The sequence below is a fragment of the Amycolatopsis camponoti genome (assembly GCF_902497555.1).
Classification (GTDB): Bacteria; Actinomycetota; Actinomycetes; order Mycobacteriales; family Pseudonocardiaceae; genus Amycolatopsis; species Amycolatopsis camponoti.
Genome location: NZ_CABVGP010000001.1, coordinates 745,596 through 761,501, shown reverse-complemented (window position 1 = coordinate 761,501; position 15,906 = coordinate 745,596). Strand labels below are relative to the sequence as shown.

Here is a 15,906-nt window from a genome sequence, read left to right as displayed (position 1 = left end):
GGACAACTGCTAACGAACTCGAGGACCCGAGCGGCTCGCGACCACCGCGGCCAGCTCTTCCACCTGCGGCGATCCCGGGTCGAGCAGTCGCACCACGGCGAGCAGTTCCTCGAGGCCACCCTCGTACCGTTCGCACGTGCGCGCCAATTCGATCACGTGCAGCCTGTCTTCCGCCTGGTGCGGAACCGCCGCCGCGATTTCCCGCCGGGGAACCATACCCAGCAGGAGCCGCCGGCTTTCCGCGTTCCGCACGCAAGTGACCGCCAGCAGCGCTTCGACCAGCACCGCGAAAGGCGCCGGTCCGCCGCGGGGATCGAACCGCGATACCGGCACCACGGGTGCGATCGGCGGGGCACCCAGAAGGCGTAGCCACGCCGTGGTCGTGGTTTCCTTGACGGCTACCGGAATCCGACGGTATTGATCCGGGGCCGCGGCCGGGTCCTCGGTCACGACGTCGTGGTAGAACGCGTCGGCGGCGATCAGCGCCAGTTCCGCACCCGTGGCCTTCTGCGCGGCCTTCGCCTCGGGCGCGTCCAGCAGCCGGAACGTGAAGCTCACGGCCTTGCTGACCGAACCGTGCCCGCCCTGACCGACCTCGCCGGCGTTCAGCGCCAGCCGCAGGTGCATCCGGGCGGCTTCGGAGTGGACCGCGTTGTACCGGCGCAGCTCCGCGTGCATCCGCTCCGGGAACTGCGCGACGAGGTCCGCCTTCGCGATCTCGGGCGGCAGCAGGATCATCGCGCCGTCGCCGGTGTTCTCGACGAAGCAGACGTCCCAAGGGATGCCCGTTTCGGCGAACGTCCCCTTGAGGACCGCCCAGAGTCCCTCGTGCACTTCGTACAGGTGGACCAGCGTGCGGCTCGGGTTGTTGTAGCCGGCGATGTCGACGGCCATGATCGTTTTGTGGTGTGCGGCAGCATAGGAATGCACGATCCACCTCCCCACGTCCCGCACTCAGTGTCCCAGACGTATGCACGCTCGGCCATGTTCGCGCAGGGCGTTACCCCGAAACGCGACGCCGGCGGTATCGCGACGGCCATAATTCAGCGTGCCCACGACACGCCTGCACCTGGTTAGCGCGGATGAGGATCACCGCGTCTCCACCATCGAGCTCTTCTTCGACCTCGTCTTCGTCTACGCCATCACCCAGACCACCCAGCTGATGGCCGACCACCTGAGCCCCGCCGGGGTCGGGCAGGGGCTCGCCATGCTCGCCGTCCTGTGGTGGTGCTGGTGCTCCTATGCCTGGCTCGGGACCACCATCCACGTCGACCACGGGATCGCGCGGCTGGCGATGTTCGGGGCCATGACCGTCATGTTCCTCGTTTCGCTCACGATCCCCGAGGCCTTCGTCGACCATCCCGGCGGCTTGTTCGCGCCCGGGTTGTTCGTTGTCTGCTACGCGCTCGTGCGGCTGCTGCACCTCGTCGCCTACCTCGGGGCCGCGCGGCATGATCCCGGGTTGCGCAAGGTCCTGCTCAAGATGTTCGTGGGGCTGCTGCCCTCCGTCGCGCTGCTCGCCGTGAGCACCGCGCTGAGCGGGCCGTGGCAGCTGGGCCTGTGGGTCGTCGCGCTGCTGGCCGACTACCTCAACGTCTACCTCGCCGGGCCCGAGGGCTGGCGGCTGAACTCGCCCGCGCACTTCGCCGAGCGGTTCGGGCTGATCGTGATCATCGCGCTCGGGGAGTCGATCGTCGCGATCGGCATCGGGATCGGGGCACTGCCGATGTCGTGGCTGGTCGCCGGCGGCGCCGTGTGCGGGCTGGCGCTGGCCGCCGGGATGTGGTGGACCTACTTCGACGTCGTCGCGCGCGTCTCCGAACACCGGCTGACCCAGGCCACCGGCACCGAGCGGACGAAGCTCGCCACCGACTCCTACACCTTCCTGCACCTGCCGCTGATCGCCGGGATCGTGCTCGTCGCCCTCGGCCTGAAGAAGTCGCTCCTCTACCTCGCCGACACCGAGCACCACACGCCCGGCGAAGCGCTGCACGGCGTGCCGATCTGGACGCTGACCGGGGGTCTCGCGCTCTACCTGGTCGCGCTGAGCGCCCTGCGCAAGCGCAACCTCGGCAGCTGGAACGTCCAGCGGCTGGCCGCCGGCGTCCTGCTCGTCGCGGCGACACCGTTGCTGGAGCACGTGCCCGCGGCCGTGCTGCTGCTGGTCGTCGCCGGGCTCGTGCTCGGGCTCATCGGCTTCGAACGCCTGCGGTTCGCCGAGTGGCGGCGGCAGGTGCACGCCGAGCACTCATAACAGCTCCGGGCCGACGACGGACAGCAGCTGCAGCTTCTCGGCGTCTTCGGTGCCGGGCGTGGCGGTGAAGACGAGGAGCACCTGGGCGAAGTCGTCGGTGTGGAGCAGCTGGCAGTCGAGCGCGATCTCGCCGACGTCCGGGTGCACGAGCGTCTTGCGCCGCTCGAACGGCACCGCGACTTCGTGCGCCTCCCACAGCTTCGCGAACTCCGCGCTCTTCGCCGCCAGCAGCCGCGCCAGCTCCGCGGCCCGGGGGTCGCTGCCCGACGCCGCGCGCAGGCTCGCCACCAGGAACCGGGCGTGACGTCCGCGGTCGGCCGGCGGGTACAAGAGCTGCTCCGCCGGGTCGGTGAACCACCGGTAGGCGGCGCTGCGCGCGGGCCCGGCGTGGCCGGTCTCGTCCCCGAGCAGCGCCTGGGCCGGCCGGTTCTGCACCAGCGTCTCGCCGAGGTTCGACATCACCTGCGCGGGTGTGTCGTGCAGCCGGTCCAGCACGCGCATCAGCGCCGGGCTGACATGGTCCGCACGCGACACGCGCGATGGCGCCGTGTGCCCGGCAAGCCGGAACAGGTGGTCGCGCTCGTCCAGCGTCAGCCGGAGGCCGCGGGCGATCGCGGCCAGCATCTGCTCCGACGGCCGCGGCCCGCGCTGCTGCTCCAGCCGCGTGTAGTAGTCGGTGGACATGCCCGACAGCGTCGCGACCTCTTCGCGACGCAGGCCGGACGTCCGGCGACGCTGCCCGAGCGGCAGCCCGACGTCGTCCGGGCGCAGGGCCTCACGGCGGCGGCGCAGGAAGTCGGCGAGCTCGGCACGGTCCACGCCGTCGATTATCGGCGCTCTCCCGGCCGGCGCCAGGGATCGCCGATCCCCCGATCGGCGCGCTCTGCCACGGCGTCCGCGACGCGGCGACGCTGATGCCATGACCACTTACCTCATCACCGGGGCCGGCGGCGGCCTCGGCGCCATCACCGCCCGGGAACTCGCTGCCCGGGGACACCGGGTCGTCCTCGCCGTGCGCGACCTCGCCCGCGTCACGCCGCCGCCGGGCGACGTAGAGGTCCGGCACCTCGACCTCGCCGACCTGGCCTCGGTGCGCGAGTTCGCCGCCGGCTGGTCCGGTGACCTCGACGTCCTGGTCAACAACGCCGGTGTCATGGCCGTGCCGGACGGGAAGACCGCCGACGGCTTCGAGACGCACATGGCCGTCAACCACTTCGGCCCGTTCCTGCTGACGAACCTGCTGCTGCCGCACCTCACCGGCCGGGTCGTCACCGTCTCGTCCGGGCTGTCGCGGCGGGGACGGCTCCGTCTCGACGACCTGAACTGGGAGCACCGCCGATACTCCGCGATGGGGGCGTACGCGCAGTCGAAGCTGGCGAACCTGCTGTTCACCCAGGAGTTGCAGCGGCGGCTCACCGAGTCCGGGAGCGCGGTCCGGGCCGTCGCCGCGCACCCCGGCGTCGCGCGCACCGGGATCGACCGGCACTACGGCGGCGTGCAGGCCCTGGCGTTGAGGGCGCTCTACCCGGTCATCGCGCAGAAGAAGGCGGAGTACGGCGCGCTGCCCATCCTGTTCGCCGCGACCGAGGACATCCCGGGCAACGCCTACGTCGGCCCGGGCGGCCGGAAGGGCGAGCGGCCGAAGCTCGAACGGCGGCGGGACGACGCCGACGCTCGCGAGCTGTGGGAGATTTCGGCACGACTTACGTCGTAAGGTCGGCCCCCACTGGCGCCGAAGCGACTCCCGCGTTAACCTACTCACGAGTAGGTAACGGATGGAGGGCCACATGGCTGCGCCAAGGAAACGGGACGCGATGGGCTGGGGCCTTTCCGCGCTGACCCGGCTGGCCGGGAGCAAGGTCGTCGATCGGGCGGGGCTGCGCAAGCCCATCGAAGGCCTGGTCACCGCGGGGACGCGCAACGGCTTCCGCGTCGCCGGCGCCGCGACCCGGTCGTTCAAGTCGGTGCAGAAGCTGGGCAAGCCCGCCCGGCTCGCGCCGTCGTCCGACACCGGGCTGTTCGACCTCACGCCGAGCGAGGACCAGCAGCTCATCGTCGAGACCGTGACGGAGTTCGCCGCCGAGCAGCTGCGCCCGGCCGCCGCGGACGCCGACGCCAAGCTCGAGGCACCCGAAGGCCTGCTGACCCGGGCCGCCGAGCTGGGCATCAGCCTGGTCGGCATCCCCGAGGAGCTCGGCGGCGTCGGCACCGAACGCTCGGTCGTCACCAACGCGCTCGTCGCGGAAGCGCTCGCGCACGGGGACCTCGGCCTGGCCGTGGCCGTGCTCGCGCCGTCCGCGGTGAGCACCGCGCTGGTCAGCTGGGGTGACGAGCAGCAGCAGGCCGACTACCTGCCCGCGTTCGTCGGCGAGAACGTGCCCGCCGCGGCGCTGGCGCTGCAGGAGCAGAAGGCGCTCTACGACCCGTTCAAGCCCGCGACGAAGGCGCGTCGCACGCCGAAGGGCTACCAGCTCGACGGCGTCAAGTCGCTGGTCCCGCGCGCGGCGCAGGCCGAGTTGTTCATCGTGTCGGCCGACCTCGAAGGCCGCGGCCCGGCGCTGTTCCTGGTCGAGTCGTCGAACGCCGGCGTGACCATCGAGTCCGAACCGGCCATGGGCCTGCGCGGCGCCGCGACCGGCAAGCTGCACCTCGAACGCGTGAACCTGCCCGCGGGCGCGCTGCTCGGCGGCGGCAAGCTCGACGTCTTCACCGACCTCGTCCGGCTGTCGCGGCTGGGTTGGGCGGCGCTGGCCGCCGGCACCGCGAAGGCCGTCCTCGACTACGTCGTCCCCTACGTCAACGAGCGGGTGGCGTTCGGCGAGCCGATCAGCCACCGGCAGGCGGTGGCGTTCTCCGTCGCCGACATCGCGATCGAGCTGGAGGGCCTGCGGCTGGTGACGCTGCGCGCGGCGGCGCGGGCCGAGCAGGGCAAGCCGTACGCGCGGGAGGTCGCGCTGGCCCGGAAACTGGCCACGGACAAGGGCATGCAGATCGGCAGCGCGGGTGTGCAGCTGCTGGGCGGGCACGGCTTCGTGAAGGAGCACCCCGTCGAGCGCTGGTACCGCGACCTGCGCGCCATCGGCGTCATGGAAGGCGCCGTCCTTCTCTAGGTCTCGGAAAGGCGTTAACGATGATTAACCTGGAAGCTCCCAAGAAGGCCGGCGCCCTGATCAACCAGGCGTACCAGGCCGCGGCCGAGGTGTTCCGGCCGATCTCGCGCAAGTACGACCGCGCGGAGCACACGTACCCCAGCGAGCTGGACATGTTCGCGGCGCTGCTGGACGGCCTCAACTCCTCCGGCGAAGGCGGCGCGGGCGCGGCGGGTGTCCGCCGGTCCGGCTCCGACGACAAGGAGAAGGGCAACCGCAACGGCGCCAACCTGAACGTCGTCCTCGGCACGATCGAGATGTGCTGGGGCGACGTCGGCCTGCTGCTGTCGATGCCGCGCCAGGGCCTCGGCAACGCGGCGATCGGCTCGGTGGCGACGGACGAGCAGCTCGAGCGCTTCTCCGGCATGTGGGCGGCGATGGCGATCACCGAGCCGTCCTTCGGCTCGGACTCCGCGGCGGTCAGCACGACGGCGCGGCTCGACGGCGACCACTACGTGTTGAACGGCGAGAAGATCTTCGTGACGTCGGGCGAGCGCGCGGACGCGGTGGTCGTGTGGGCGACGCTGGACAAGTCCAAGGGCCGCGCGGCGATCAAGTCGTTCGTGGTGGAGAAGGGGACGCCGGGCTTCGAGGTGGTGCGCGTCGAGCACAAGCTCGGCATCCGCGCTTCGGACACGGCGGTGCTGCGCTTCGAGAACTGCCGGGTGCCGGCGGAGAACCTGCTGGGTAGCCCGGAGATCGACACGGCCAAGGGTTTCGCGGGCGTCATGCAGACGTTCGACAACACCCGCCCGCTGGTGGCGGCGATGGCGATCGGCGTGGCGCGGGCAGCGCTGGAGGAGACGCGGCGGATCTTGACCGAGGCGGGCGTGGTGATCGACTACGACCGCCCGGCGAACTCCCAGCACGCGGCGGCGGCGGAATTCCTCCGCCTGGAGGCGGACTACGAGTCGGCGTACCTGTTGACGCTGGAATCAGCGTGGATGGCGGACAACCGCAAGCCGAACTCCCTGCAGGCGTCGATGGCGAAGGCCAAGGCGGGTCGGTCGGTGGTGGAGATCGCGCTGAAGTGCGTCGAGCTGACCGGGGCTTACGGTGAGGAGTCTTTGCTCGAAAAGTGGGCCCGGGACGCCAAGATTCTGGACATCTTCGAGGGGACGCAGCAGATCCAGCAGCTGATCGTCGCTCGCCGGATCCTCGGCAAGACGTCGGCTGAACTGAAGTAGAAGCGGGGAGTGGTCGGCCTCCGGTACCCTCGCGGTCCGGAGGCCGATCGTGACTGAACCCACCGAGACCGACCAGCCCGTCGTGCATGCGCCCGGCGACCCGACGCCCATCAAGACGCCCGAAGAATGGGCCGCCGAAGGATGGGATGAAGGTCGGCAGCAGCCGAAAACCCTTGACGAAGCCCGGGAAGCCCTCGCCGCGCGGATTGCCGCTCATGATGCTCCCGATACCGAGGCGGACTCCGGGGCCTACGACGAGCCGGAGGGCTGATCCTTGTACGTTCCCTGGCTCGTCGATGCCGCTCGCAGCACCGGCTATCCCGTTGTCGAGGTGCCCGGGTGGCAGACTCGCGGCCACGGCGGCATGCGCGTCGTCGAAGGGGTGGTCGGGCACCACACCGCCACCGCCGACTCCGCTCCCGGTGACTACCCCTCGCTCGACATCGTCACGCGGGGCCGGGCCGATCTCGCCGGGCCGCTGTGCAACCTCGGGCTCGGGCGCAGCGGCACCGTCTACGTCGTCGCCGCCGGGTGTGCCTATCACGCCGGTGCCTCGCGCTGGCTCGGGTTCCTCGATGTCAACGACGAGTTCCTCGGCATCGAAGCCGAGTCCGCCGGCAACGGGGGCTGGACGCCCGCGCAGCTCGACGCCTACCCGAAGCTCGTCGCCGCGTTGCTGCGTTACATGAACCGCGGCGTCGAACGGTACGCCGGGCACAAGGACGTCTGCGTTCCCGTCGGCCGCAAGATCGACCCCGTCGGCATCGACACCGCCTGGCTGCGCGAACGCGCCGCCAACCCCACCGCCACCGCACCCCAGACGGGCGTCGAAATCCTCGAGCGCGTCACCGTCACGCCGCCGGACGCCGGGGAGCACGTCGTGCGCGTCTACCTCGCCGGCAGCGCCGGTGGGGCGATCGTCATCCGGCCGCGGCTGGGCGGAGACGGCTTCGCGCGGCCGATGTGGGTGTCGAACGTCTTCGCGTGGGGTTCGGATCGCGCGGGCGTCGGCCACAACCCGGCGCAGATCCCGGGCCACGACCCGAAGCTGACGTCGCACCGGCGCTACGACCTGCCCGGCGCGGTCTGGGCGGACGTCCGCTACAGCGCGGCCGAACCCTTCGAGATCGACCTAGTCGGCTGACTCCGAAACCTGGTCGTCGAGGAACTCGTCCAGGTAGCGCCACGTCGTGCCGCGCGCCTTGCGGCCCGTCAGGACGCCGAGGTGGCCGCCCGGCGCCGTCTTGAAGCGGACCTCCGGGGCCTTGTCCAGCAGCTCCACCACCCGCTCCACCGACGGCCGCGGCGCGATCGTGTCGTTCTCGCCCGCCACCACCAGCGTCGGGACCCGCACCGACGACAGCGAGATGATGCGCCCGTTGAGGTCCACCTTGCCCTCCGCCAGGTCGTTCGTGCGGAACAAGCGGTGGTACAGCTGGCCGAACGTGCGGCCCGGGTAGGCGTACATGTTGCCCATGAAGTGGTCGACCGCCTCGATCTGCGCGAGGTAGTCGCGGTCGTCGAGGTGCGAAAGGATCGCGATCGGCTTCGTGATCTCCTTGCTGATGCCCGTCGCGCGGAACACGCGACTGACCAAATAGGACGGTGCACCGCCGAACGCACGGTAGATCGGGGTCAGCAGGTGGCCGTTCGTCAGGTCCACCAGCGGGCGGAACGGCGCGATGATCGGGATCGCCGTGAAGTCCACCGGGGAGCCGATCGCGGTGATCGACGCGATCGGCAGGTCCGGCTGGTCCGCGTTCACCAGCAACGAGAAGATCCCGCCCAGCGACCACGACACCAGGTGCACGGCCTGGCCACCGTTGTCGGCGCTCACCTTGCGGATCGCGCGCGGCAGGACCTCGTCGATCCAGTGCTCGATGCCGAGGCGCCGGTCCGAGAAGGCGACCATGCCGTAGTCGACGAGGTACGCGTTGCGACCGCCCTCGACCAGGTGCTCGATGAGGCTGCAGCCGCGGCGCAGGTCGAAGCAGATCGCCGGCGCGGCCAGCGGCGGCACCAGCAGGATCGGCGGCCCGGACACCGGACGGCTGCTGTGCGTCATCCGGTACACCGAGCGGTTGGGGCCCTGGTCGATCAGCACCCGCGGCATCGGGCGCAGGTCGGCGACCCCGCCGTGCAGCACCTTGCCGACCACGTTCGACGCCGCCGCGGCCAATCGTGCGGGCGGTGAAACCATTCGAAAGCCTCCTGCGACGTCCCCGGGCACTTCCGGTCAATCTTGCCCGGTCAGGCCGGTGGACTCAACACCGCCCACGTCCAATTCGGACAGTCGCTAGGCCGTCCGAGTTACTCCGTGCCCGCCCCGGGGGCGCTCTCGGCGGCTCGCGCCTCGTAGTCCGCGCGGGCCGGGGAATGGGCCGCTGAGGCCAAAAGCTGGTCCGCCTTCAGAGCACGAGCGAGCGCTTCGCCGGCCCGCCGCGGCAGCAGCCGGGTGAGCTTGCCCATAGTTCCCACGGATCGGGGCACGAAGACCTCGAGACGAGGCTTGCGCAGCGCGGCCACGATGGCGTCGGCCACGTCCTCCGGGCGCGACGACTTGAACAGCTTCGCCTCGCCGAGGCCGCTCGCGAGCTCCGTCCGGACGATCGCGGGCATGACGCACGAGACGTGGACGCCGGATCCGTGCAGCTCGAGGTGCACCGCTTCGGACAGCCCCACGACGGCGTGCTTGGTCGCGCAGTACGTCGCCGCGCCCGGGAAACCCGCTTTGCCCGCGAAGGAAGCGACGTTGACGATGTGCCCGGACCGCCGCGGCCGCATCCGCTTCATCGCTTCGCGGGTGCCGTGGATGACGGCGTGCAGGTTGATTTCGATCTGACGCCGGGTGGTCGCGTCGCTCTCCGCCTCCAGCTCGCCGAGCGGCATGATCCCGGCGTTGTTGATCAGGACGTCGATCCGGCCGTGCCGGCGTTCGACCTCGTCGAGGAACTCGGTGAACCCGCGGATGTCGGTGACGTCCAGCGGCAGCGCCTCGGCGTCCAGCTCCCCGGCGGTTTTCTCGGCCCGGACCAGGTCGAGGTCGCCGATCACCACCTTCGCGCCCAGCTTGGACAGCGCCGACGCGGTCGCCGCGCCGATCCCCTGCCCGCCGCCGGTGATGACGACGACCTTGCCCGCGAGTTCCTCGGCCATGACGACTCCTTCGTCTGTTGGCACTGCGTCAACAGTGTCACCCCTGGCGTGGGTTCGCGCTACCCCACGCGTTGTTCGAAGACCTGCCCGACCCAGTCCTCGACGTGGAACCGCACCGTCGGCTTGAAGCCCTGGCTCTCGTAGTAGCGCTGCAAGGCGCCGTCGCCGCCGGCCCAGCAGTCGACGCGCACGAGGTCGATGCCGCGCCGCCGAGCCTCGTCGAGCGCGTACTCGACAAGACGCCCGCCGACGCGCCGCCCGGTGAACCGCCGCGACGTGATCAGCAGCCGGACGTACAGTTCACGCTCGTTAACCGGCGGCACGTGCGGGTCGTGCTCCTCGGAGACGATCAGCGCGCCGGCGGGTTCGCCGTCGACCATCGCGATGCGCAGACCGGGGTCCGCGGCCATCCCCTTGACGCGCTCGACGCGCTTCGGGACGCGGCTCCACGGCTCGGTCCCCCACTGCTTCGCACTGCCCCGCGCGACGAGCCATTCGACGGCTTCGTCGAAGAAGCCCAGCAGCGTGTCAGCGTCCCCAGAGTCACCCGATCGGATGACGGTGTTGTCCATGCCCTTGTTTACCGCACCACGCGTACTCGCGTGCCGACTTCGCCGATCCACACCGCGTTCAGCCGGCGGTCCGGTTCGTGTCATCCGAGCTTCAAGAAGCGCTGATTGACTTTCTCCGTTCACAACCTCTCTCGCGACGAGGACAAATTGACCCAGTCAGTGCCCCCCGGCGACGATCCGCTGGCCGCGTTCACCGTCGAACTCGAGGAAATCCGGGCAAAAGCCGCGGAAGCCCAGGAACGACTCCGATCCGCCGTCGCCACGGTGCAAGCGCCGGACGGAGCGGTCTCGGTGACCGTCGGCCCGAGCGGGGTCCTGCAGGAGCTCCGGTTCGGCCCCCGCGCGTACGAGCGTCCCCCGCAAGCCTTGTCCAGCCTGGTGATGCAGCTGATCGGCCGCGCGCAGCAGAAGGTTTCGGCCCAGGTCGCCGACGCGTTCAGCGGCATGGTGGGCGAAAACTCGGACGCCCGCGAGCTGTTGGACGAGTTCCTGCCGGCACCCGAGCAGCCCGAGGCGACGCAGCCGGGCAAGAGCGACGTGTTCATGCCGGAGCAGGAGGCCGAAGACCGTCCGCCGCGGCCGCCCGCGCCACCGCACCGCCCGCCGCCGCCGCCTCAACAACAGCAGCCGCCGCAGCAAGGTCCGCCGCGACGTCGTCCCCGGCCCGCGCCGGAAGAGGACGACGGCGAAAGCAACCCCTGGTAGTAGGGAGAAGAACCGGTGGTTTCCGGAGAAGGTTTCTCGGTCGACCCGGCCGAGCTGCAGAAGTTCAGCCAGTTCCTGTCCGGCACCACGCAACCGGCGGTGCAGGACGCCGCGAACCGGATGCAGGCCGCCAACGGGTTCGACAACGCCGCGTTCGGCATCCTGCTCGCGCAGGTGCTCGCCGTGCCCTCGCGGATCACGATTGCCGCGATCACCGGTGAGATCAACAAGCTGGTCGGGGACATCGGCAAGTCCGCCGAGGACGTGAAGAAGGCCGCCGAGACCTACTCGACCCACGACGCGAACACGGCCCAGGGTCTGAGCACCTTCGAAACGGAGCTGGGCAAATGACCGTTCCCATCACGGCCTCGAACTCCACGACCGGCGCCGGCGTCTTCGACAGCTGGAAGCAGGTCGGCGACTCGATCGGCAAGGTCCAGACCGAGCACGGCGGCGACCTCGCGGCCGTCAGCGTCGAGCTGGGCATCAACGTCATCAGCGCCGTGCTCGACACCGTCGCGTTCGCCATGGACCCGCTCGCGAAGCTGATCGCGGCGGGCCTGGGCTGGCTGATCGAGCACGTCTCGTTCCTGAAGTGGCCGCTGGACCAGGTCGCGGGCAACCCCGCCGAGGTCACGAAGGTCGCCAACGAGCTGCACAAGATCGGCGAGTCGCTGCGCAACACCGGCACCTCGCTGGACGACACGCTCAAGGCGACGATCACCCAGTGGCAGGGCAAGGGCTACGACAGCTTCCTCAAGTCGATCAACGACCGGAAGGGCTGGATCGACGCGAACGCCAAGGCGGCCGACGTCGCCGGCTACATGGTCGAGACCACCGGCGCCCTGATCGGCGCGGTCCGCTCGCTGCTGCGCGACATCATCACGACGATCCTCGGCGACATCATCTCCACGATGCTGATCGCGCTCGCGCTCGCCATCCCCACCTTCGGCGCGTCGATCGCCGTCGGGGTGACCAAGTGCGTCGCGACCGTCTCGGTGCAGGTCGCGGCGATGATGGCGAAGCTGGCCAAGGTCGTCGCCTACGCCGGCCGCACGCTGGCCCGGCTCACCGGGCTGTCGAAGCTGGTCAAGGGCAAGCCGGGCTCCTCGTCGAGCGCGGGCCACGAGATGACGCCGATGCCGCCGCCGGGCACCGCGGTCACCCACGACCGCCCTGGTGGCGGCGCCACGCCCAGCACCCGGCCGCCGGGCGACGGCACGACCCCGAACTTCTCGCGGCCACTGCCCCCGCCGGGCACGGCGGTCACCCACGACGGTCCTGGTGGTGGCGCCACCCCGAGCACGCGGCCGCCCGGCGACGGCACCACGCCCAACTTCTCGCGGCCACTGCCGAAACCACCGGAGCCGCCGAAGCCGACGCCGCCGAAGTCGCACCTGAGCGACCACGACGTCTCGACGATCAAGAAGCACGAGGACTGGCTGAAGACCAAGTTCGGCGACAGCTACAAGAAGATGAAGTTCGTCGACGACTGGCTGAAGGCCAAGGCCCCGGACTACTACCCGATGCTGAAGGCGCTGTCCGACGCCAAGAGCTCGAAGAACTTCGTGGGCTGGGCGGGCAAGGACATCGTGCAGGTCGACCGCGGTCTCACGGACATCCAGATGCAGGCGGAGGCCGCCTGGGCCGAGGAAGACAAGAAGCAGCAACAGCAGCAGCCGCAGTAGCGAAGAGGGCACCTCCCGCGGGAGGTGCCCTCTTACGGCGTCAGGTGACTTACAGCGTCAGGCCACGCCGAGGTGACGCGAGATCAGCATCTTCTGGACCTCGCTCGTCCCCTCGCCGATCTCCAGGATCTTCGCGTCGCGGTAGAAGCGGCTCACCGGGTATTCGTTCATGAAGCCGTAGCCGCCGAAGATCTGGGTCGCGTCGCGCGCGTTGTCCATGGCCGCGTTCGAGGCCACCAGCTTCGCGATCGAAGCTTCCTTCTTGAACGGCTCGCCGCGCAGCATCTTCGACGCCGCCTGGTAGTACGCCAGGCGGGCCGTGTGCGTGCGGACCTCCATGTCGGCGATCTTGAACTGGATCGCCTGGTACTCCCCGATCCGCTTGCCGAACGCGACGCGGTCCTTGACGTACTGCAGGCACTCGTCGACGCAGCCCTGCGCCAGACCCACCGACAGCGCGGCGATCGCGACGCGCCCTTCGTCCAAAATAGACAGGAACTGGGCGTACCCGCGGCCACGGGTGCCGACCAGGTTCTCCGCCGGGACACGGACGTCCGAAAAGGACAGCTCGTGCGTGTCCGAGCAGTTCCAGCCGACCTTCGAGTACTTCGGCGCCACCTCGAAGCCCGGCGTCCCCGACGGGATCAGGATCGCCGAGATCTCCTTGCGGCCGTTCTCCATCACGTCCGTCACGGCCGTGACGGTGACCAGGCGCGTGATGTCCGTGCCCGAGTTCGTGATGAACGCCTTGCTGCCGTTGACGACCCAGCTGTCACCGTCCAAAGTGGCCCGGGTCCGGGTCGCGCCGGCGTCCGAGCCGCCACCCGGTTCGGTCAGGCCGAAGCCGCCCAACGCCGTCCCGGCGCAAAGATCAGGCAGCCACGTCTCCTTCTGCTCCTGCGTCCCGAAGCGGAAGATCGGCATCGCGCCGAGCGAAACGCCGGCCTCCAGGGTGATCGCCACCGACGAATCGACCCGCGCGAGTTCCTCCAGGGCGAGGCACAGCGCGAAGTAGTCGCCGCCCATGCCGCCGAACTCCTCGGGGAACGGCAGGCCGAACAGGCCCATCTCGGCCATCTTCGCGACGATCGCGTACGGGAACTCTTCCTTCTCGTACAGCTCGCCGATGACCGGCGCGACCTCGGCGTGCGCGAAGTCCTCCACGGTCTTGCGGAGGGCCTCGTACTCCTCGTCCAGGCGGAAGTCGATCACTGCTGCTCCTCTTGGGGCTTTACGACGGCAAGGGTTTCGTCCAGCGCGACCTGTTGGCCGGCCCGGACGGGGAGTTCGCTGACCACGCCGTCGATCGGCGCGGTGACCGTGTGCTCCATCTTCATCGCTTCGACGACCAGCAACGGCGTCCCGGCCTTCACGACGTCGCCGGCGGCGACCTTCACGACGAGAACCGTGCCCGGCATCGGGCTGGTGACCGGCCCGGTCCCGGCAGCCTCGCCGCGTGAGGACAGGACGAACTCCTGCTCGCCGAAGGGAAAGCTCAGGCCGTCCCGGGCGAGCCAGACCGTCCGGTCCGGACCGCAGGCCTGGCGGTAGCGGTCGAACCCACCGGCGTGGCGGATCTCCAGGACGTCGCCGTCACGCCGGGCCGAGACCCGCACCGCGTCGGCGTCGTCCACCTGGACGACCGCGGCGGCCGGCGTGCCCTGCACCCGGACCACGGCCGTGGCCTGCCCGGACTTCAGCCGGAACGTCACCCCGCCGGACCCGCCCATCCGCCAGCCGTCCGGCACGTCCCACGGGTCCACGACGGCCCCGGACGGCTGAAGTTCCAGTAGGCGGTCCAAAGCGGCCGCGACGAAGAACTCCGCCGGCACGTCCGAAGAGACCAAAGTGGACATACGGCGATCGACCAGCTCGGTGTCGAGACGCCCCTCGCGGACGTCCGGGTCGGCCAGCAGCCCGCGCAGGAACGCCGTGTTGGTGCCGACGCCCAGCAGCGCCGTGTCGGCCAGCGCCCGGTCGAGCCGGTGCAGCGCGGCCGCGCGATCGGGGCCCCAGGCGATGACCTTGGCCAGCATCGGGTCGTAGTTCGAACCGATCACCGCGCCGCGCGTCATCCACGAGTCGACGCGGACGCCGTCGCCGGACGGCTCGTGCACCGCCAGCACCGTCCCGCCGGTCGGGATGAACCCGCGCGCAGGGTCTTCGGCGTACACCCGCGCTTCGACGGCGTGTCCATTGAGGACGACGTCTTCCTGCTTGACGGTCAGGTGTTCCCCGGCCGCGACCCGGACCTGCCACTCGACCAGGTCGAGGCCGGTGACCAGCTCGGTGACGGGGTGCTCGACCTGCAGCCGGGTGTTCATCTCCATGAAGAAGAACTCGTCCGGGTCGTGCGCCGACATGATGAACTCGACCGTGCCCGCGCCGACGTACCCGACCGAACGCGCGGCTTCGGCGGCCGCCGAGCCCATCTTTTCGCGCGTGGCGTCGTCGAGCAGCACCGACGGCGCTTCCTCGATGATCTTCTGGTGGCGCCGCTGCAGGCTGCACTCGCGCTCGCCGAGGTGGATGACGTTGCCGTGCCGGTCGGCCATGACCTGGATCTCGATGTGCCGCGGGGTCGTGACGAACCGCTCCATCAGCAGGGTGTCGTCGCCGAAGGAACCCTTGGCCTCGCGCCGTGCCGACTCGATGGCGGCGTCCAGTTCGGACTCTTCACGGACCAGCCGCATGCCCTTGCCGCCACCGCCCGCGGACGGCTTGAGCAGCAGCGGGTAGCCGACCTTCGCGGCCGCCTCGGCGAACCCGCCGGCGGGGATGTCCACATCGGACGCCCCGGGGACCACGGGGACGCCGGCCTTCGACACCGTCGCCTTGGCGCGGATCTTGTCGCCCATGGCGTCGATCGCCGCGACCGGCGGGCCGATGAACACGAGCCCGGCCGCCTCGCAAGCGCGGGCGAACTCGGCGTTTTCCGCCAGGAAGCCGTAACCCGGGTGGACGGCCTGCGCACCCGAGGACACGGCGGCGTCCACGATGGCCGGGATGGACAGGTAGCTCTTCGAAGCTTCCGCCGGGCCGATGCGCACGGCCGTGTCCGCTTCGCGCACGTGGCGAGCCTCGGCGTCCGCATCGCTGTACACCGCGACCGCGCGGATGCCGAGTGCCCGCAACGTCCGGATGACCCGGACGGCGATCTCGCCGCGGTTGGCGACCAACACTGAGTCGAACATC

General features: G+C 70.2%; 16 protein-coding genes. 9 read left to right on the top strand and 7 right to left on the bottom strand.

The window, feature by feature from the left end:
- Nucleotides 1-9 precede the first annotated feature (9 nt).
- Nucleotides 10-894, bottom strand: a complete 885-nt coding sequence (locus AA23TX_RS03695; RefSeq protein ID WP_230862325.1) for an effector-associated domain 2-containing protein — start codon at nt 892-894, stop codon at nt 10-12.
- 154 nt (nt 895-1,048) lie between these two features.
- Here AA23TX_RS03695 and AA23TX_RS03690 point away from each other — a divergent pair, with 154 nt between their 5' ends.
- Nucleotides 1,049-2,254: a low temperature requirement protein A gene (locus AA23TX_RS03690; protein ID WP_155541176.1), complete on the top strand. Its 1,206-nt coding sequence runs from the start codon at nt 1,049-1,051 to the stop codon at nt 2,252-2,254.
- On the opposite strand, the gene AA23TX_RS03685 is transcribed toward AA23TX_RS03690, so the two are convergent.
- Nucleotides 2,249-3,073: a helix-turn-helix transcriptional regulator gene (locus AA23TX_RS03685; protein ID WP_155541175.1), complete on the bottom strand. Its 825-nt coding sequence runs from the start codon at nt 3,071-3,073 to the stop codon at nt 2,249-2,251. The two genes, AA23TX_RS03690 and AA23TX_RS03685, sit on opposite strands and share 6 nt — an antisense overlap.
- 100 nt (nt 3,074-3,173) lie before the next feature.
- Between AA23TX_RS03685 and AA23TX_RS03680 the strand changes: the two genes are divergently transcribed.
- The 5 genes from AA23TX_RS03680 to AA23TX_RS03660 all read left to right on the top strand — a co-directional run bounded on the left by AA23TX_RS03680 (nt 3,174) and on the right by AA23TX_RS03660 (nt 7,734).
- Nucleotides 3,174-3,968, top strand: a complete 795-nt coding sequence (locus tag AA23TX_RS03680; protein ID WP_155541174.1) for an SDR family NAD(P)-dependent oxidoreductase — start codon at nt 3,174-3,176, stop codon at nt 3,966-3,968.
- 100 nt (nt 3,969-4,068) lie between these two features.
- Complete coding sequence (locus AA23TX_RS03675) at nt 4,069-5,364, top strand: acyl-CoA dehydrogenase family protein (protein ID WP_155544232.1); 1,296 nt, start codon at nt 4,069-4,071, stop codon at nt 5,362-5,364.
- A 20-nt stretch (nt 5,365-5,384) separates the two neighbouring features.
- Nucleotides 5,385-6,590, top strand: coding sequence for an acyl-CoA dehydrogenase family protein (locus AA23TX_RS03670; RefSeq protein ID WP_155541173.1), 1,206 nt, complete (start codon nt 5,385-5,387; stop codon nt 6,588-6,590).
- A 49-nt stretch (nt 6,591-6,639) separates the two neighbouring features.
- Nucleotides 6,640-6,861 (top strand): hypothetical protein, encoded by a 222-nt coding sequence (locus tag AA23TX_RS03665; RefSeq protein ID WP_155541172.1) that lies wholly within the window; start codon nt 6,640-6,642, stop codon nt 6,859-6,861.
- Between the two features lie 3 nt (nt 6,862-6,864).
- The gene (locus AA23TX_RS03660; protein WP_155541171.1) at nt 6,865-7,734 is read left to right on the top strand and encodes a peptidoglycan recognition protein family protein; all 870 of its coding nucleotides are present in this window, start codon (nt 6,865-6,867) and stop codon (nt 7,732-7,734) included.
- Here AA23TX_RS03660 and AA23TX_RS03655 read toward each other — a convergent pair.
- From AA23TX_RS03655 to AA23TX_RS03645, 3 genes are all read right to left on the bottom strand, one after another.
- Nucleotides 7,723-8,790 (bottom strand): alpha/beta fold hydrolase, encoded by a 1,068-nt coding sequence (locus AA23TX_RS03655; RefSeq protein ID WP_155541170.1) that lies wholly within the window; start codon nt 8,788-8,790, stop codon nt 7,723-7,725. The two genes, AA23TX_RS03660 and AA23TX_RS03655, sit on opposite strands and share 12 nt — an antisense overlap.
- A gap of 110 nt (nt 8,791-8,900) precedes the next feature.
- On the bottom strand, nt 8,901-9,746 hold the full coding sequence (locus tag AA23TX_RS03650; RefSeq protein ID WP_155541169.1) for an SDR family oxidoreductase: 846 nt from the start codon (nt 9,744-9,746) through the stop codon (nt 8,901-8,903).
- Nucleotides 9,747-9,805: 59 nt separating this feature from the next.
- The gene (locus tag AA23TX_RS03645; RefSeq protein WP_155541168.1) at nt 9,806-10,318 is read right to left on the bottom strand and encodes a GNAT family N-acetyltransferase; all 513 of its coding nucleotides are present in this window, start codon (nt 10,316-10,318) and stop codon (nt 9,806-9,808) included.
- 147 nt (nt 10,319-10,465) lie between these two features.
- Here AA23TX_RS03645 and AA23TX_RS03640 point away from each other — a divergent pair, with 147 nt between their 5' ends.
- The 3 genes from AA23TX_RS03640 to AA23TX_RS03630 are packed head-to-tail and all read left to right on the top strand — an operon-like array spanning nt 10,466 to nt 12,711.
- Nucleotides 10,466-11,023, top strand: a complete 558-nt coding sequence (locus AA23TX_RS03640) for a YbaB/EbfC family nucleoid-associated protein (RefSeq protein WP_230862324.1) — start codon at nt 10,466-10,468, stop codon at nt 11,021-11,023.
- A gap of 15 nt (nt 11,024-11,038) precedes the next feature.
- Complete coding sequence (locus AA23TX_RS03635) at nt 11,039-11,374, top strand: hypothetical protein (RefSeq protein ID WP_155541167.1); 336 nt, start codon at nt 11,039-11,041, stop codon at nt 11,372-11,374.
- Complete coding sequence (locus AA23TX_RS03630) at nt 11,371-12,711, top strand: hypothetical protein (RefSeq protein ID WP_155541166.1); 1,341 nt, start codon at nt 11,371-11,373, stop codon at nt 12,709-12,711. The genes AA23TX_RS03635 and AA23TX_RS03630 overlap by 4 nt, the downstream gene beginning before the upstream one ends.
- Before the next feature lie 57 nt (nt 12,712-12,768).
- On the opposite strand, the gene AA23TX_RS03625 is transcribed toward AA23TX_RS03630, so the two are convergent.
- The gene (locus AA23TX_RS03625; RefSeq protein WP_155541165.1) at nt 12,769-13,923 is read right to left on the bottom strand and encodes an acyl-CoA dehydrogenase family protein; all 1,155 of its coding nucleotides are present in this window, start codon (nt 13,921-13,923) and stop codon (nt 12,769-12,771) included.
- A complete protein-coding gene (locus tag AA23TX_RS03620) occupies nt 13,920-15,905 on the bottom strand; it encodes an acetyl/propionyl/methylcrotonyl-CoA carboxylase subunit alpha (RefSeq protein WP_155541164.1) in 1,986 nt (661 codons plus the stop codon). Before AA23TX_RS03620 ends, AA23TX_RS03625 begins: the two co-directional genes overlap by 4 nt.
- Nucleotide 15,906: the final 1 nt, after the last annotated feature.

Coding starts and splice junctions, on each gene's coding strand:
- AA23TX_RS03655 (WP_155541170.1), bottom strand. CDS start 8,790: ATGGTTTCACCGCCCGCACGATTGGCCGCGGCGGCGTCGAACGTGGTC.
- AA23TX_RS03695 (WP_230862325.1), bottom strand. CDS start 894: ATGGCCGTCGACATCGCCGGCTACAACAACCCGAGCCGCACGCTGGTC.
- AA23TX_RS03650 (WP_155541169.1), bottom strand. CDS start 9,746: ATGGCCGAGGAACTCGCGGGCAAGGTCGTCGTCATCACCGGCGGCGGG.
- AA23TX_RS03630 (WP_155541166.1), top strand. CDS start 11,371: ATGACCGTTCCCATCACGGCCTCGAACTCCACGACCGGCGCCGGCGTC.
- AA23TX_RS03680 (WP_155541174.1), top strand. CDS start 3,174: ATGACCACTTACCTCATCACCGGGGCCGGCGGCGGCCTCGGCGCCATC.
- AA23TX_RS03675 (WP_155544232.1), top strand. CDS start 4,069: ATGGGCTGGGGCCTTTCCGCGCTGACCCGGCTGGCCGGGAGCAAGGTC.
- AA23TX_RS03670 (WP_155541173.1), top strand. CDS start 5,385: ATGATTAACCTGGAAGCTCCCAAGAAGGCCGGCGCCCTGATCAACCAG.
- AA23TX_RS03620 (WP_155541164.1), bottom strand. CDS start 15,905: ATGTTCGACTCAGTGTTGGTCGCCAACCGCGGCGAGATCGCCGTCCGG.
- AA23TX_RS03645 (WP_155541168.1), bottom strand. CDS start 10,318: ATGGACAACACCGTCATCCGATCGGGTGACTCTGGGGACGCTGACACG.